A 16,054-nucleotide genomic window follows, 5' to 3' on the forward strand; every position below is an offset into this window, starting at 1 on the left:
CGTTGTCATCGCGGGTGAAACAGTCGATTCATGATGTGGGGCCGGTCCATCAGAGCGCGGATGACGGTCGCGACGGTGACGCTGTTCGGGGTGATCCTGTTCGCGGGCGTCTTCGTGATCTCGTCGCTCTTCCTTGCGCGGGCGCGTGACGACCTGCAGGAGCGGGCAGGGGCCGCGGCCCGCCGCCTGACCGTGCTCATCGACCGGTCCCGCTTCACGGGCCCGATCCCGAAGCTGGACGACGTGAGGTTCCTGCAGGTCGTGGACAGCGCGGGCCGGGTGGTGGCGTCCGACGCCGAGCTCGCCGGCGCGCCGCCGCTCACCCGTGCCCGCCCCCGACCGGGGGAGTCGCTCGTGAACGACCGGGTGTGCGGCGAGGACACGCCCACGGACGCCGTACCGCCCGGCACCTGCCTGGTCGTCGCGGGGCTGTACGACGGGGTCAGCGCGTACGGCCCGGTCATGGCCTACGCCGCGGTCCGGGAGCCGTACGAGCTGCGCTCGCCGTTCCTGTTCGTCCTGCTGTACGGGTCCGCGGCGCTGCTGCTGGCCCTGATGGCCTGGGGCACCTGGTACGGCGTCGGCCGCGTCCTCGCCCCCGTCGAGCGCATCCGCCGCGGCCTGGAGCGGATCAGCGCCGAGGACCTGAGCCGGCGCATCGAGGTGCCCGCCACCGACGACGAGGTCGCCGAGCTGGCCGTCACCGTCAACGACACGCTGGAGCGGCTGCGGAACGCGGTGGACCGGCACCGCAGGTTCGTCTCCGACGCCTCGCACGAGCTGCGCAGCCCGATCACGGCCATGACGCTGCGGCTGGAGGCGGGGATGGCCGAGCGGCGGGACGAGGACTGGGCGGCGGCGCTGGCGGACGCGTACCGGCTGTCTGCCATCGTGCAGGACCTGCTGATGCTGGCCCGCCTGGACGCCGCGCCCCCGGTGCGCAACGAGCGCATCGACCTCGGGGCGCTGGTCAGTGAGGAGATCAGCCGCCGCGGCGAGACCCGGCTGCCGGTGACGACCTCGATCCAGCCCGGCGTGATCGTCCGGGGGCACCGGCTGCGGCTGGCCCGGGTGCTGACCAACCTGCTGTCGAACGCCGACCGCTACGGCGACACCCGCGTGCACGTCACCGTACGGGCGGCCGGCGAGCTGGCCGAGGTCGAGGTGCTGGACGACGGGCCCGGCATCCCGCCGGACAAGCGCGAGCAGGTCTTCGAGCGGTTCACCCGCCTGGACGCGACCCGCTCGCGCGACACCGGAGGCAGCGGTCTGGGCCTGCCGATCGCCCGCGACATCGCGCACGCGCACGGAGGGACACTGCTGGTGGGCGAGGGGCCGGGCGGCCGGCTGATCCTGCGCCTGCTGCGCGACCAGAGCGACCCCGGCGCGGGGGACCCGCCCGGGGATGATCCGGATGTGGGGGGTCCGGACCGTTAGAGATCGCCCCGATAGGGAGCTAACTGGTAGGAATCGGACCCGTAGCAACCGAATGCCGGGCCCGGGTTGAGCGTCGATGTGATGTGAGGATTCAGGATGAGTTTGCACCAGTTGTACGCAGTCCTGCTGGCCGGCGGCCTGGTGTTACTCGCCAGCATCGCCGCCGCCCGCACGGCCACCAAGCTCGGCCTGCCCGGCCTGCTGCTGTTCCTGGCGCTCGGCGTGCTGCTCGGCGAGGACGTGCTCGGCATCGACTTCGACGACGCCCAGCTGGCCCAGCTCCTCGGGACCACGGCGCTGGCGATCATCCTGGTCGAGGGCGGCCTGAGCACCCGCTGGAGCGACATCAGGCGGCTGATGCTGCCCTCGGCGCTGCTGTCGGTGCTCGGCGTCGCGGTCAGCGTGGCGATCACCGCGTCGGGGGCGCACCTGCTGCTCGGCCTGGACTGGCAGCTCTCGCTGCTGCTGGGCGCGATCGTCTCCTCGACCGACGCCGCGGCCGTCTTCTCGGTCCTGCGCGCGCTGCCCCTGCCGCGCCGCGTCGCGGGGCTGGTGGAGGCCGAGTCCGGCTTCAACGACGCGCCCACCGTCATCCTGGTGATCGTGTTCTCCACCGGCGTCACCGACCTGCCTGACCCGCTGTCCATCGCCGGCCAGATCGGCTTCGAGCTGGTGGCGGGAGCCGCGATCGGGCTGGCGATCGGCTGGGCGGGCACGGCGGCGCTGCGGTTCGTGGCGCTGCCCGCCAGCGGCCTGTACCCGCTGGCCACCGTCGGCCTGGGCGTCATCGCCTTCGCCGCCGCCGGGGCCGTGCACGCCTCCGGGTTCCTGGCCGCCTACCTGACCGGGCTCCTGCTGGGCAACGCCGTGCTGCCGCACCGCGCCGCGACCCGGTCCTTCGCCGAGGGGATCGGCTGGCTGGCGCAGATCGGTCTGTTCGTCATGCTCGGCCTGCTGGTCACGCCGAGCGAGCTGCCCGCCGCGCTGCTGCCCGCGGTCATCATCGGCCTGGTGCTGCTGCTCGTGGCGCGGCCCGTCTCGGTGGCCGCCTGCCTCACCCCGTTCCGCATGGGGTGGCGGCACCAGGCCTTCATCGCGTGGGCGGGGCTGCGCGGCGCGGTCCCGATCGTGCTGGCCACCTATCCCATCGTCGCCGCGGTCCCCGGCAGCCATCAGCTGCTGAACATCGTCTTCGTCCTGGTCGTCATTTTCACCCTGATCCAGGGTCCGACCCTGCCGCTGATCGCCCGGCTGCTGCGCATCACCCAGCCGCACCAGGCCCGGGAGGTGGAGATCGAGGCGGCGCCGCTGAACGTGCTGGCCGCCGACCTGCTCACGCTCACCATCCCGTCCGGCTCGCGGATGAACGGCGTGGAGATCTTCGAGCTGCGGCTGCCGAAGCCGTCCATCGTCACGCTGATCATCCGGGACGGCGACACCCTCGTCCCCGAGCCCGACACCCCGCTCCGCGAGGGCGACGAGGTGCTCATCGTCACCACGCCCGCCACCCGCGCCGAGGTCGAGAACCGGCTGCGCGCCGTGGGCCGCGGCGGGCGGCTGGCCCAGTGGCACGACGGGCGCGGCGAGGCCGGACCGGCGCCCAGGCGGGTCGGGCGGGAGCCGCTGCCGCTGTCCGACGCGAGCCGCGCCGCCGTCCCGGCCCTCGTACGGGCGCGTGAGGCCGTCGCCTCCTGGTGGGCCGGGGTCACCCCCAAGGGCCTGCAGCGCGACGAGCCGTAGCCCGGGGTCAGGCGGGCTCGCGGTAGCCGATGGAGGACAGGACGAAGTCCACGACGGTCTCGGCGTAGCGCGGGGCGTCCTCCACCAGGGCGGGCATCTTGTCCAGCGGCGTGGACAGGACGTGGTTGACGAGGATGCCGTTGACCGCGTCGAGGACCAGGGCGGGTGAGGTGCCCTTGGGGATCTCGCCGCGCTCGATGGCGAGCAGGACGAGGCTGCGGAAGATGGTCCGCCACTGCCTGCCCAGGTCCTCCATGGCCTGGCCGAACAGCTCGGGATAGAACTTGGCCTCGATCTGCGCCCGGATGCCGACCAGCCCGTCGCGGCTCTGCTGCGCCCGCAGGGTCCGGATGGCCATGGCCAGCAGGTCCTCGCGCAGCGAGCCGGTGGACTCGGCCATCACCGGGGTGGTGAGCGAGGCGAGCGCCGCCACGATCAGCTTCTCCTTGCTCTGCCAGCGGCGGTAGAGCGCGGCCTTGCCCACGCGGGCCCGGCGCGCCACGGCGTCCATGGTGAAACCGGCCCAGCCCACCTCGGCGTAGATGTGCAGCGTCGCGTCGAGCACGCGCGGCTCGATGTCGGGGTCCGGCGGCCGTCCCGGCCGTGGCGCGGCAGCGCTCGTCATGAGGACCAGTTTGCCAGGAGAGGGCATCAGCGTCAGCGATCTTCGTCAAGGTTGCGGACAATGATCGTCCCTTTTATGGGGGGCCGCCCGGGCGGACGCCTCCCGCCGGTCGGGGCCCGGCGGGAGGCGCGCACGGTCGTCGTCCTCCGGCTCAGGAGGTACGGGCCGCGCGGGCGGCGCGGGCCGCCTCCACCTTGAGCGCGTCGCGCTCGGGGTTGGCCAGCAGGGCGAACAGCGCGCCGCCGATCAGCACGATGACGCCGGCCAGCAGGAACACCCCGGTGTAGCCGTCGGCAGGGGAGTCGCTGGAGGCCTTGGCGGCGTCGAGGACCATGCCCGCGAGCACCGGGCCGGGCACGCCGATCAATCCGCTCAGCGCCAAGCCGAGCGACAGGACGCCGGTGCGCTGCGCGGGCGGGGTGATCTGGGCGAGCGTCGGGTTGGCGATCGCGTAGATGCTGGTGCTCAGGCCGTAGCCGAGCATCAGCAGCGCCATGGGCAGCGCCACGCCGTCCACGAGGGGGAGGGCCATCAGGGACAGGCCGCCGCCCATCGCCAGCCCGCCGCCGATGAGGGTGCGCACCAGGCGGGCGGGGACGCCCCGCTTGAGCGCCCGGTCGCCCCACGCGCCGTAGGCGAACAGGAAGATCACCGAGGTGATGCTCGGCACCCCGAACAGCGACCCCGCGGTCACGGCCGAGAAGCCGAGGCCCGCCTCGAAGTACGACGGCAGCCAGGTGAGGACGATCATCACGAGCATGCCGACCGAGGAGAACAGCGCGAGGTAGCCGAGGAAGGTGCCGGTCAGCAGGATCGAGCGGAGCGGGGCCTTGGTGCCCGCCGTCGGGTCTTCGGGCGAGTCCTCGGCAGCCGCCTTCTTCGCCGGGCGAGGCGTCACCGGCTCGGCGTACGGGCCGGTCTTGCCGACGAACGCCCAGCCGACGCACCAGACGAAGCCCATGATCGCGACGCTGAGGAAGCCGTACTGCCAGCCGAGCGCGGCGATCACCACGACCAGGACGGGGGCGAAGATCAGCTTGCCGAACGAGGCCCCGGTGGTGAGCAGCGCGGCGGGCAGTCCGCGCCGCTCGTTCGGCCACCAGGAGTAGGCCATCGAGTGCATCACCGAGTTGGAGGGCGCGTCCGCCGCGCCGAGCAGCAGCCGGGTCACGACGAGCATGCCGGCCGAGGCGGCGAAGAAGATCGGCAGCTGGATCAGCGACCAGAGCATGACGAGGGTGAACAGCGTGCCCTTGAGCGGCAGCCGGTCGGCCACGGTGGCGAACAGCAGCGTCACGGCGGGACCGAGCAGGCTGGCGGCGGTGCTGATGGTGCCGAACTGGGTGGCGGTCAGGCCGAGGTCGGCCATCACGGGCTGGGCGACCAGGCCGAGGATCGCCTTGTCCAGGTAGGCGATCAGCGTGCTGGCGAGCAGCATGAGGGTGATCACCCAGGCTTTGACCATGCTGGGCTTCGACGGCGGGGCGGCCGTCGCGGAGATCGCTGGTTCGCTGGGGGGAACGCGCTCGCTGACCATGGTGGGGGGCTCCTTGATGAGGACGTGGCCGGCCAGGGGGTTCGGGGCAGGGTTCATCGGCTCCGCGACGACGGCCCGGGACGCCGGCGTGGAGCGAGTGGAGGTGCGGGGGCGTGGAGGCGCGGAAGGGTGCGGAAAACGGGGGTGCGGAAAACGGAAGGGTGCGGGAAGCGGGGGTGCGGGAAGGTGCGCCGGCGGGAAGGCGGGCGCGGGGCGGCAGGCGTCCGAGAGGGCTGCTTCGCCCCTGGAAAAGGGAGTTTGAGCTGCGCTTTTAATATGGACGAAACATGTCTGCAAAACAGAAGCTAGGTCAGCGTTCTCGGCGATGTCAAGAGTCCCTGCCTATTTACAGACAAAGTGCGTCCGCATTAGGGTGCGGGCATCGTCCCCAGCAGAAGGAGTACGGTGGCGGCACCCGTGTCCGGTCGCGCGTCGCATCTCGTGACCGCCGCGCTGGCCTTCAGCGGCATGGTCGTGGCGATGATGCTCACCCTGGTCGTGCCGATCATCCCCAACCTGCCGCGGCTGGTGTCCGCCTCCGTGGACGACGCGTCCTGGGTCATCACCGCCACGCTGCTGTCCTCGGCCGTGTTCACCCCGGTCAGCGGACGCCTGGGCGACATGTACGGCAAACGGCGCATGATGCTCGTCAGCCTCGCGCTCATGTGCGCCGGGTCGCTGATCTGCGCGGCGTCGAGCTGGCTGCCCGCCGTCGTGGCCGGCCGCGCGCTGCAGGGCTGCGCGGTCGGCGCCATCCCGCTCGGCATCAGTCTCATGCGCGACCTGCTGCCGCCCGGACGGCTCGGCTCGGCCATGGCGCTGATGAGCGCGACCATGGGCGCCGGAGGCGCGATAGGGCTGCCCCTGGGCGCGCTGGTCGCGCAGTTCGCCGACTGGCACATGCTCTTCCTGGTGGCCGCCGCCATGGGCGCGATCGGCCTGGTGCTGACCCGCGTCCTCGTGCCGGACTCGCCGCTGCGGACCGGGGGCAGGTTCGACTTCCCCGGCGGGGCCGGCCTGTCGGCCGGGCTGGTGTGCTTCCTGCTGCCCATCACCAAGGGCGCCGCCTGGGGCTGGACGAGCCCGCTGACGCTGGGGCTGTTCGCCGCCGCGGCGGTGATCTTCCTGGTCTGGGGGCTCGTGGAGCTGCGGACCCGCGACGCGCTGGTCGACCTGCGCATGACCGTCCGGCGCGAGGTGCTCGTCACGAACGCGGCGTCCGTCGCGTTCGGGTTCGGCATGTTCGGTTCGAGCCTCGTCTTCCCCCAGCTCCTCCAGGCGCCGGCCGCCACGGGCTACGGCCTGGGGCTGTCCATGCTGGAGGCCGGGCTGTGGATGGCGGTGGGCGGCGTGATGATGATCGTGCTGTCGCCGGTCTCGGCCCGGCTCACGGGCGCGTACGGGCCCAAGGTGACGCTCGTGGTCGGCGGCCTGCTCAGCGCCGCCGGCTACGGCGGCGCGCTGTTCCTGATGGACGAGGTGTGGCACGTCGTGCTCGCCTCGACCGTGGTCTCGGCCGGCGCCGGCCTCGGCTACGCCGCCATGCCCGCCTCGATCATGAACGCCGTCCCGCGGTCGGAGACGGCCGCCGCCAACGGCATCAACTCGCTCATGCGCTCCATCGGCACGTCCCTGGCCAGCGCGGTGATCAGCGCCGTGCTGGCCGTGCAGACCGTCCAGCTGGGCGCGGCCGTGCTGCCCTCCCGCACCGGCCTCCAGCAGGCGCTGGCCGTGGCCGCCGCCGCGGTGAGCGCCGCCGTCCTCCTGAGCGTCCTGCTGCCCCGCCGGAGAGGCGGGCGCGCGGGGTCCGCGCCCCTGCCGGGCGGCGTCCAGGCGGAGCCCGCCACCAGCTCGGGCTGACCGGCGGTCCGGTGCTCCGCCTTGCGATCCTTGTCCTGACGCTCCACGGAAAGGTGTCACATGACGGCGTACTCCCTTGACCATGTCGCCCTCGCGGTACGGCGCTGGGCCCAGGCCGGGCCGGTGCTCGCGGGGCGGTTCGGCGGGCGCTGGACCGGCGGCCACACCCAGCCCACCTTCAGACCGGCCCAGCTCCGGTACGCCGGCGGCATGGGCGTCGAGCTCCTGGAGCCCGGCAGCGAGCCGGGGGCGTTCGTCCAGCGCTTCCTCGACGGCGCGCAGGCGGCGGCCCGGCCGCACCACCTCACCTTCAAGGTGCGCGACATCCGGGCCGTCCTCGCCGCGGCCGGGTCGCTGGGCTTCGAGCCGATCCTCGTCAACCTGGGCAACCCGATCTGGCAGGAGGCGTTCCTGCACCCCAAGGCCACCGGGCTCGGCTTCCTCGTGCAGGTGGCCCAGTCGGAAGGGCTGCCCCCGGAGCTGCCCGCGGACCTGCCGGGCGCGGAGCGGGCACCCTGGCCGGAACCCGCGGCCGAGGCGGCCGCGCTGCCGGTCGTCGTCGGACGGGTCTCGGACGAGGACAAGGCGCGCCTGGTGCTCCGCGACCTGCTCGGCGGCGCCGAGACCACGTGGGGGCCGGGGCTCTCCTCCTACCGCTGGGACGGCGGCTCGGACCTGCTGCTCGCCGCCGACCCCGGCGAGCGGCCCGGGCTCCGGCTCCTCGGCTTCCGCCAGGACGGGGCGGCGGCGTGGGAGCCGTCCGGCGCGCTGCGGGCGGCCGAGGACGAGCCCGTCGTCCCCGAGCTCGGCATCCGGGTCGCCGACCTCGCGGGGGAGAGCCACGACCGCCTCACGGACCCCGTCCCCGCGACCCGCTGACCGCCCGGTGGGCGGGGACCCCCTCCTCGCCCACCGGCGCTCGGACGTGTGATCCACCGGGGCCGGTCTCCGCTCATCGGGCCCGGGACGCGTGATCCACCGGAGCCGGCCCCCGCCCATCGGGCCCGGGACGCGTGATCCCCGCCCCAGCAGGACCGGCCGGGGCGGGGATCACAGGGCCGTCACTGGCCGTCGACGATGAAGTAGCCGCCCACGTCCGCCAGCGGCGTCAGCGGCGTCAGTTTCTTGGCGGCGGCGTCGTACTTCACCACGCCCGCGCAGGCCGGGGTGAGCACCCGGCCGGCCGGCCAGGACTGCGAGCAGGTGACGCCGGGGATGGCCTCGTAGCTGAACGAGCCGCCGTTGAGCACCGTGGCCAGCTTCTCCGCCGTGGGCTCGCCCTCGATCTTGGCGAACGCCTGCAGGAAGAGGTCGGCCGCCCAGTAGGTCGTCACCGTGCCGATGCCGTCCGGCGGCGCGTCCGACCCGATGGCTTTGAGGTCCTCCCTGACCTGGGCGAACTTGTCCTCGCCGAACGCCAGGGCGCCCTGGGCCGTGGTGCCGTACATGCCGTCCACCGTCTGCGCGGTGCCGGCGTTGTCGAGCAGCGCCTGCGCGGCCTGGCCGTAGAGCATGTCGCCGGTCCAGCCGAGCGACTTCAGCGCGCCGAGCACGCCGAGCAGCGCGGGCGCGGTGACGTTGGCCGACACGACGTCGGCGCCGGACGACATGATGCGCGAGGCGATGGGGGTGTAGTCGGACAGCGGGGGCTCGGTGGCGCTCGGCAGGTCCGCTTCCGCGTACACGACGTCGATGCCGAGGTTGGCGGCGATGGCCTTGGCCGAGATGACGCCGGCCTTGCCGTACGGGTCCGACGAGGCGAAGACGCCGAACTTGATCGACGAGGGGTCCTTGCCCGACGCCTTCAGGTACTGCTCCAGCGACGACGACGAGCCGACGACCTTGCCGGGCAGCGCCTCCGCGCACGACGCCTGGCCCGAGGTGCTGAACATCCACGGGTTCTTGTCCCAGGCGCAGAAGTCCTGCCCCAGCCAGCCGAACGTCGGCACCTTGTTCTTGACGATGTAGTCGCCGTTCACGCCGGACGCCGGCACGTACGGCACCAGGGCGAAGACCTTCTCGGACTCGACGAGGCTCTGCGTGGCGTGCTGGGAGGCGGCCGGCTGCCCGTTGTCGTCCTGGAAGCCCGCGTACGCGAAGGTGTAGCCGTTGACGCCGCCCTCGCGGTTGGCACGCTCCAGACGGGCCCTGGCGCCGACGTCGAGACCGGGCAGCGTGTGCTGACCGGCCTTGGTGTTGGTGCCGGTCCCGCCGACGGTGACGACCTTGCCGTTGACGCCGCGTACGGTGTCGCCGGTGAGCTCGGGCAGCTCGCCGAGGATCTTGACGATCTCCTCGCCGGCCTGCTGCGCGGTCAGCGGCTTGGCCGTGACGGCCGGGCGGGATTCCGGTTCGGGGGAGCCGGACGAGCCGCCGCCGCACGCCGTGAGCGACAGGGCGGCCGTCACGGCGACCAGGGTGTTGACCCGCCGGAGCCGGCGGGTGCGCGCAGAGGTCATGCTGTGTGCCTTTCGAAAGGTTCGGTGGCCGGGGGGTCAGTGCACGACGGCGGACATGCCGAGGTAGGCGGCGGCGACGCGCTGCTCGTCGACGTCGGCCCGTTCGCTCACCCAGCGGAGGTGGCCGGTCTGCAGCGCGCCGACCTGGTCGGCGACGGTCAGGACGTCCCGTGCCTTCTCCTCGACGAGCACCACGGTGGTGCCCTCCTGCTGGAGGCGCTGGAACGCGGTCATGATCTCGGCGGTGACGAGCTGGGCCAGGCCGAGTGACGGCTCGTCGCTGATGAGCAGGCGGGGGCGGCGGACGAGGAAGGGGGCCAGGCTGAGCATCTGCTGCTCGCCGCCGGACAGGTTGCCCGCCGGCTGCCCGGCCCGCCGGGCCAGGGACTCGAACTGCTCGTAGACCTTGGCGCGGTCGGCCTTCGACGGGAGCCAGATGCTGAGGTTCTCGTCGACGGTGATGGACGGGAAGACGCCCCGGGACTCGGGGACGAGGACGAGGCCGCGTTCGACGCGCCGCAGCGTGTCCAGCGCGGTGATGTCCTCGCCGTCGAACACGATGCGGCCGCTCGTCACCGGCACCAGGCCGGCGATGGTGGCGCAGAGCGTCGTCTTGCCGGAGCCGTTGGCGCCCAGCAGGGCCAGGATGGCGCCCTCCCGCACGGTCAGGTCGATGCCGTGGAGCACCTCGACCTCCCCGTACGCGGCGTGCACGCCGTGCAGCTCCAGCAGGCCGGGCGAACGGTCGGCCGCCGGGAACGATCCAATCGGCGCCGCCGGCTCGCCGACCTCGATCGCGGGCTCGGGCGAAGCCGGGGGCGCGACCTGGGCGGCGGCCTGAGCTGGGGCCTGCGCGGCGGCCTGCGCTGCGACCTTCGCGCGTTTGCGGTCGCGCCGGTGCCTGGCGGCCATGGACTGCGTGGCGAGCAGGCCGTTCGGCTGGGCGGCGAGCTGGATGGCGCCGAGCCCGAACAGCACCTGCGGGATGAGGTCGTTGCTGGTGCCGCCCCAGCTGATCGGCCCGAGGTCGAAGCCGTGGGCCATGATCCAGGGCAGGACGGCGCTGATGATGCCGGCCTCGATGGCGCCGCCGGGGCTGCGTACGCCGACGATGACGACGATCGCCAGCCAGAGGAACGTGGCCTGCGGCGGGTTCGCCGTGTTCAGGATAGTGCCGTAGACCGTGACGGCGAGGACGCCGCCCAGTCCCGCGACGGCGGCGGAGATGACGAAGATGAGGAGCTTGGTGACCGGCGGCGAGACGGCCGAGGCGGACGCGGCCGGCTCGGCCGTCCGCACGGCGATCATCGCGCGGCCCGCCGCCGAGTCGGTGAGGTTGTTCGCCATCCGGACCAGCAGCAGCACGACGAGGAAGACGACGATCAGCAGCACCCGGTCGTCCGCGAGGTCGATCGGCCCGAACCTGGGCCGCGGGATCGACCAGCCGGCCGTGCCGTTGGAGAACCACTCCATCTTGAACAGCACGTTCGTCGCCAGCAGCGCCAGCGCCAGGGTGGCGAAGGTGAGGCTGAGACCCGACAATCGCAGGGCCGGCAGCGCGGTCAGCGCGCCGAGCGCGGCGGCGACCAGCACGCCGACCACCGTCGCGGGCACGTAGTGCCAGCCGTTGGCCAGCAGCAGGCCGACGGTGAGGCCGGCCGCGGTGGCGAACGCGCCCTGCGCGAGGCTCACCATGCCGCCGAGCCCGGTCACGATGGTGAAGGACAGCAGGATGATGCCGAGCGCGAACCCGTAGATGAACAACTGCCGCCAGATGCCGTTGGCGAGGAACAGCGCGGGCACCAGGACGACCGCCGACTTGATGATCCAGGGCAACGCCTTCTTGAACGGGCTGAGGTCGTCCCGGTAGTCGGGGGTGGGCTTGGCCGCCGTCGCGGCGGTGCCGGCCTTGCGCCGTCTGCGGTCGTGGCCGAGCAGGATCAGCGCGATGAACAGCACGGCGTACGGGACGGACGCGGTCAGGCCGTACACCTTGGCGGCCCAGGCGCCGAACGCGCCCAGGTGGTCCGCGTTGACGTACGCCACGACGATGTTGCGCACGGCCCCGATGAGCAGCCCCGCGAGGAACGCGAGCGGGACGGAGCGCAGCCCCGCCACGACCGCGGCCGTGGTGGCGACGAACAGCGCCAGGGTGTAGTTGTCGTTGACCAGCCCGAACGGGCCGGGGAACGGCGCGGCCAGCACGCCCGCGACGGCGGCGAGGAAGAAGCTGATCACCCACGAGAGGGTCGAGACCCGGCCCGTGTTGATGCCCCGCAGCCGGGCGAGCACCGGGCTGTCCACCGCGGTCCGCATGTGCAGGCCGAGCGGCGTGAAGCGGAGGAAGGCCCACATGGTGACGAAGAGCAGGACGCTGGCGCCCAGGGCGACGAGCTGGTTGTTGCTGAGGACCAGGCCCGCGGCGATCTGGTGCTGCTGAGCCGGCAGCACGCCGGGCACCTGGTAGACCTCGGCCACGTCCTGGAAGGGGATCCCGAGGGTGTCCCGCAGGATCGCGCACACCAGCAGCACGAACGCCGGCACCACGATGAGCACCCCGACCCCGGCGACGATCTTCGTCGACTCCTCGGCGTCGGCCAGGCGGCGGAACACCAGACGGTCCCACGCCCAGCCCATGAGCGGGGCGAACAGGGCGACGATCACCAGGAGCGTCAGCCACTTGTTCCAGCCGAGCGCGACGTGGAACTGGTGGTAGAGGTAGGCCGCGGCGAAGGCGGTGGCCGCGTGGCCGAAGTTGAAGATGCGCGAGGTCGAGTGCGACAGGACGAGCCCGATCGCGAGCAGCGCGTAGATGGCGCCCGACACCGCCCCGCTGATCGTGATGCTGAAGAACTGCAACGAAGACTCCTAAGAGGGGGTGTCAGCTGCCGAGATAGGCGGCGATGACCTCGGGGTTCTTACGGATCTCGGCGGGCGGCCCGTCGGCCAGCACGCTCCCCTGGACGAGACAGACGATGCGGTCGGCGAGGCCCATCACGAAGTCGATGTCGTGCTCGACGAGGACGACCGTCAGCTCGTGCCGCTGGACCAGGCCGAGCAGGACCTCGCGCAGCAGCTCGGTCTCCCTCGGCCCCAGCCCCGACGTCGGCTCGTCGAGCAGGAGCAGCCGGGGCGCGTCCACGATGGCGCGGGCGAACTCCAGCAGCCGCAGCCGGCCGATCGGCAGGGTCGCGGCGCTCACGTCCCGCACCGCCGACAGCCCGCACAGCTCGATGACCTCGTCGGCCCGCTCCAGCAGGGCCGCGGTCTCGCGCCGGCGGTGCGGCAGGCCCAGCACGTCGCCGAGCAGCCCGCGCCCGCGGGTCCGCCACTCCAGCGGGACGAGCACGTTCTGCCGCACGCTCAGCCAGCCGAACGCCTGGTGCCGCTGGAAGGTGCGGCGGACGCCGTGCCGGGAGAGCCAGGAGGCCGACCGGGAGGTGACGTCCGCGCCGTCGAGGGCGACGCGCCCCTCGGTGGGGGTGCGCAGCCCCGAGATCGCGTCAAGAAGGGTGGTCTTGCCGGCGCCGTTGGGCCCGATGAGGCCCACCACCTGCCCGCGCGGCACGTCGAGCGTGACGCCGTCGACCGCGGTGATCCCCCCGAAGCGCACCGTCACGTCCGCCAGCCGGAGAACGGTCCCGGTGTCCGGTCCTGCAGGGGTGACGGGGGTGGTTTGTGCAACATCCATGGTGTGCTCACTTCCTGCGGAGACACAATAGGAACCCGTTTCCGTTGTAGGGAGCGTGACCAGACGCGTCGCCATTGTCAATATCAAAGCTGTAGACAAGGTGTCTGCCTGCTCTTGACATCCGCTCCCGAACAGAAGAGCCTTCGCTAAACAGAACGTGTTTTCAAAGGATGGGCGGACGCGGGCCTGCCTTCGCTCCCCCCGCCCCGGCGGCCTGACAGCACTCACGAGAGGAACGCCTATGACCTCCACCGACGAGTTCCGCGCCAGGGCCCGCGCCTGGCTGGAGCAGAACGCCAAACCCTTCGACGAGGCGGCCGACTACGACCTCGAGGGCACCGCCGTGCCGCTGGAGGAGTCCAAGCGGTTCCAGAAGGCGCTGTGGGAGGCGGGCTTCGCCGGCATCACCTGGCCCAAGGAGTACGGCGGCCAGGGCCTCGGCGCGGCCGAGCTGATCGCCTTCTCAGAGGAGGCGGCCGACTTCGAGCTGCCCACCGGGCCGTTCGTCATCGGCCTCGGCATGCCCGGCCCGACCATCCTGGAGCTCGGCACCGAGGAGCAGAAGAAGCGCTACCTGCCGCCGCTGCTCAAGGGCGAGGAGATCTGGTGCCAGCTCTTCTCCGAGCCCTCCGCAGGCTCGGACGTCGCCAGCCTGCAGACCACCGCGACCCGCACCGAGACCGGCTGGATCATCAACGGCCAGAAGGTGTGGACCTCCGGCGCCCAGCACAGCGACTACGGCGCCATCATCGCCCGCACCGATCCGTCCGTGCCCAAGCACAGCGGCATCACGATGTTCATCGTCGACATGCGTCACCCGGGCGTCACCGTGCGGCCGCTCGTCGTGGCGACCGGGCACGCGCCGTTCAACGAGGTGTTCTTCGACGACGTCGAGGTCTCCGACGACGCGGTCATCGGGCGGGTCGGCGAGGGCTGGGCCGCCGCCGTGGTGATGCTCCGCCACGAGCGGGTCACCATCGGCACCGGCACCCGCGCCCGCTCCAACCCGCTCGGCTTCGACGCGCTCCTGGAGCTGGCCCGCGCCCGCGGCCTGGACCGCGACCCCGCCGTACGGCGCCGGCTGGCGCTGCTGTACGCCCGCGAGTCGGCGCTCGGCGCCTACGGCCGCGTGCTGCACGAGGAGTCGATGGCCGGCGTCCCGATCGGCGCCCGCGGCTCGGCCGCCAAACTGGCCGGCGCCGAGCAGGCCCTGTGGGCCGCCGACCTGGCACAGGACATCCTCGGCGCCGACCTCGCGCTCGGCGGGGCCGACCTGGAGCGGGTGGCCATGGCCATCGTGGCCGCGCCGGGCAACGCCGTCGCCGGGGGGACCAACGAGATCCAGCGCAACATCATCGGCGAGCGGGTGCTGGGGCTCGCCAAGGATCCCGGCGTCGACCGCAACACCCCGTACAACAAGTTGAAGCTCTCGCGCTGACCGTCCCACCCTCCAGGAGCTGATGTGTCTCTCATCTTCACCGACGACCAGAAGAGCCTCGCTCAGACGGTCAAGCGCTTCGTCGCCGAGCGCAGCCCGATGCCGCGGGTCCGCGAGGTCGTCGGCGGCGAGCACGCCTACGACGCGGAGGTCTGGTCGCGCCTGGCCGGGGACCTCGGCCTGGCCGGCCTGATCATCCCGGAGGAGTACGGCGGCGCCGGCGCCACCCACGCCGACCTGTCGGCGGCGCTGCGGGAGCTGGGCGCCGGCCTCGTGCCCTCGCCGCTGCTGGCCTGCGTGCTCACCGCCGGAGCCCTCCTCGCCCTGGACGACGAGCCGGCCAAGCACGACCTCCTGCCGCGGCTCGCCGAGGGCGGCCTGGTCGGCGCGCTCGCCGTCAGCGAGCCGGGAGAGCGCCGCTGGATCCCCGGGACGCCCGCCACCGCCGCGACCGGCTCCGGCGACGCCGTCACCCTGTCGGGCACCAAGATCGCCGTGCTGAACGGCGCGGAGGCCGGCGTGCTGCTCGTCCAGGCCGCCGGGCCAGGCGGCGCGGGGCTGTACCTGGTCGAGGGCGACGCCGCCGGCCTCACCGTGAGCAGGGACGCCGGGGTCGACCCGACCCGCAGCACGGCCACCGTGACGTTCGACGGCACCCCGGCCCGGCCGCTCGCGGGCGACGCCGACGCGGCCCTCGACCGCGTGGCCGACCTCGCGAACCTCGCGATCGCCGCCGAGCAGTCCGGCGCCATGCTGGCCTGCCTCACCATGACCACCGAGTACGCCAAGGTCCGCTACACCTTCGGCCAGCCCATCGGCGCCTACCAGGGCGTCAAGCACAAGCTCGCCGACATGTACAACTGGTGGGCGCTGTCGGACGCCGCGCTGCGCGAGGCCACCAGGGCGGCCGACGAGGAGCCCGCCAGGCTCGGCGCGGCCGCCGCCGCCGCGCGGGCGCTCACCTCCTCCGGCTACCTCACCTCGGCGAAGGACACGATGCTGCTGCACGGCGGCATCGGCTTCACCTGGGAGCACGACGCGCACTTCTACTACAAGAACGCGATCGCCGGAAACGTCCTCGCCGGCGACGGCGACTACCAGCTCGACCGGCTCGCCGACAAGCTCGGCGTGTGACCTCGGCGGCGGGGGCCCCCCCCCCCGGGGGCCCCGCGGCCGCGCCGTTTCCGCCGGGGCTCGTCAGGGGATGTGGGCCACGGCTCCGTAGTTGCCCGAGGCGGCGGGCTGGTCGGCGCAGGCGGCGTCGTCC

General features: G+C 72.7%; 11 protein-coding genes. 6 read left to right on the forward strand and 5 right to left on the reverse strand.

Translation table 11 applies throughout. The annotated features are described in order from the left end of the window. Window positions 1–60: 60 nt before the first annotated feature. Both ACBR40_RS26125 and ACBR40_RS26130 read left to right on the forward strand, forming a co-directional pair. Window positions 61–1,437 (forward strand): sensor histidine kinase, encoded by a 1,377-nt coding sequence (locus ACBR40_RS26125; protein WP_371250440.1) that lies wholly within the window; start codon window positions 61–63, stop codon window positions 1,435–1,437. Between the two features lie 96 nt (window positions 1,438–1,533). Further along, window positions 1,534–3,177 carry a potassium/proton antiporter gene (locus tag ACBR40_RS26130; protein WP_371250441.1) on the forward strand — a complete coding sequence of 548 codons (1,644 nt, stop codon included), beginning with the start codon at window positions 1,534–1,536 and terminating at the stop codon, window positions 3,175–3,177. Between the two features lie 7 nt (window positions 3,178–3,184). Here ACBR40_RS26130 and ACBR40_RS26135 read toward each other — a convergent pair whose 3' ends face one another. Together ACBR40_RS26135 and ACBR40_RS26140 are read right to left on the reverse strand one after the other, a co-directional pair. After that, window positions 3,185–3,802 carry a TetR/AcrR family transcriptional regulator gene (locus ACBR40_RS26135; RefSeq protein WP_344206406.1) on the reverse strand — a complete coding sequence of 206 codons (618 nt, stop codon included), beginning with the start codon at window positions 3,800–3,802 and terminating at the stop codon, window positions 3,185–3,187. Between the two features lie 151 nt (window positions 3,803–3,953). Then, on the reverse strand, window positions 3,954–5,396 hold the full coding sequence (locus ACBR40_RS26140; RefSeq protein ID WP_344206407.1) for an MFS transporter: 1,443 nt from the start codon (window positions 5,394–5,396) through the stop codon (window positions 3,954–3,956). A gap of 348 nt (window positions 5,397–5,744) precedes the next feature. On the opposite strand from ACBR40_RS26140, the gene ACBR40_RS26145 reads away from it, so the two are divergent. Both ACBR40_RS26145 and ACBR40_RS26150 read left to right on the forward strand, forming a co-directional pair. Next, on the forward strand, window positions 5,745–7,199 hold the full coding sequence (locus ACBR40_RS26145; RefSeq protein WP_371250442.1) for an MFS transporter: 1,455 nt from the start codon (window positions 5,745–5,747) through the stop codon (window positions 7,197–7,199). A 60-nt stretch (window positions 7,200–7,259) separates the two neighbouring features. Next, window positions 7,260–8,078: a hypothetical protein gene (locus ACBR40_RS26150; protein WP_371250443.1), complete on the forward strand. Its 819-nt coding sequence runs from the start codon at window positions 7,260–7,262 to the stop codon at window positions 8,076–8,078. A 182-nt stretch (window positions 8,079–8,260) separates the two neighbouring features. On the opposite strand, the gene ACBR40_RS26155 is transcribed toward ACBR40_RS26150, so the two are convergent. From ACBR40_RS26155 to ACBR40_RS26165, 3 genes are read right to left on the reverse strand one after another with little or no spacing between them, the layout of a single operon-like run. After that, window positions 8,261–9,658 carry an ABC transporter substrate-binding protein gene (locus ACBR40_RS26155; RefSeq protein WP_344206410.1) on the reverse strand — a complete coding sequence of 466 codons (1,398 nt, stop codon included), beginning with the start codon at window positions 9,656–9,658 and terminating at the stop codon, window positions 8,261–8,263. Window positions 9,659–9,694: 36 nt separating this feature from the next. After that, the gene (locus ACBR40_RS26160) at window positions 9,695–12,517 is read right to left on the reverse strand and encodes an ATP-binding cassette domain-containing protein (protein WP_371250444.1); all 2,823 of its coding nucleotides are present in this window, start codon (window positions 12,515–12,517) and stop codon (window positions 9,695–9,697) included. 22 nt (window positions 12,518–12,539) lie between these two features. Then, a complete protein-coding gene (locus tag ACBR40_RS26165) occupies window positions 12,540–13,349 on the reverse strand; it encodes an ABC transporter ATP-binding protein (RefSeq protein ID WP_344206412.1) in 810 nt (269 codons plus the stop codon). Window positions 13,350–13,590: 241 nt separating this feature from the next. Here ACBR40_RS26165 and ACBR40_RS26170 point away from each other — a divergent pair, with 241 nt between their 5' ends. Next, the gene (locus tag ACBR40_RS26170; protein ID WP_371250445.1) at window positions 13,591–14,787 is read left to right on the forward strand and encodes an acyl-CoA dehydrogenase family protein; all 1,197 of its coding nucleotides are present in this window, start codon (window positions 13,591–13,593) and stop codon (window positions 14,785–14,787) included. Between the two features lie 24 nt (window positions 14,788–14,811). Then, the gene (locus ACBR40_RS26175) at window positions 14,812–15,921 is read left to right on the forward strand and encodes an acyl-CoA dehydrogenase family protein (RefSeq protein ID WP_371250446.1); all 1,110 of its coding nucleotides are present in this window, start codon (window positions 14,812–14,814) and stop codon (window positions 15,919–15,921) included. The last annotated feature ends 133 nt before the right edge of the window (window positions 15,922–16,054 follow it).

The sequence above is a fragment of the Nonomuraea sp. AD125B genome, assembly GCF_041402765.1.
GTDB lineage: Bacteria > Actinomycetota > Actinomycetes > Streptosporangiales > Streptosporangiaceae > Nonomuraea > Nonomuraea bangladeshensis.

Bases quoted from the DNA above. Each gene is read 5' to 3' on its own strand.
- ACBR40_RS26130 (WP_371250441.1), top strand. From the start codon at position 1,534: ATGAGTTTGCACCAGTTGTACGCAGTCCTGCTGGCCGGCGGCCTGGTG.
- ACBR40_RS26150 (WP_371250443.1), top strand. From the start codon at position 7,260: ATGACGGCGTACTCCCTTGACCATGTCGCCCTCGCGGTACGGCGCTGG.
- ACBR40_RS26125 (WP_371250440.1), top strand. From the start codon at position 61: ATGACGGTCGCGACGGTGACGCTGTTCGGGGTGATCCTGTTCGCGGGC.
- ACBR40_RS26135 (WP_344206406.1), bottom strand. From the start codon at position 3,802: ATGACGAGCGCTGCCGCGCCACGGCCGGGACGGCCGCCGGACCCCGAC.
- ACBR40_RS26155 (WP_344206410.1), bottom strand. From the start codon at position 9,658: ATGACCTCTGCGCGCACCCGCCGGCTCCGGCGGGTCAACACCCTGGTC.
- ACBR40_RS26165 (WP_344206412.1), bottom strand. From the start codon at position 13,349: ATGGATGTTGCACAAACCACCCCCGTCACCCCTGCAGGACCGGACACC.
- ACBR40_RS26140 (WP_344206407.1), bottom strand. From the start codon at position 5,396: ATGAACCCTGCCCCGAACCCCCTGGCCGGCCACGTCCTCATCAAGGAG.
- ACBR40_RS26170 (WP_371250445.1), top strand. From the start codon at position 13,591: ATGACCTCCACCGACGAGTTCCGCGCCAGGGCCCGCGCCTGGCTGGAG.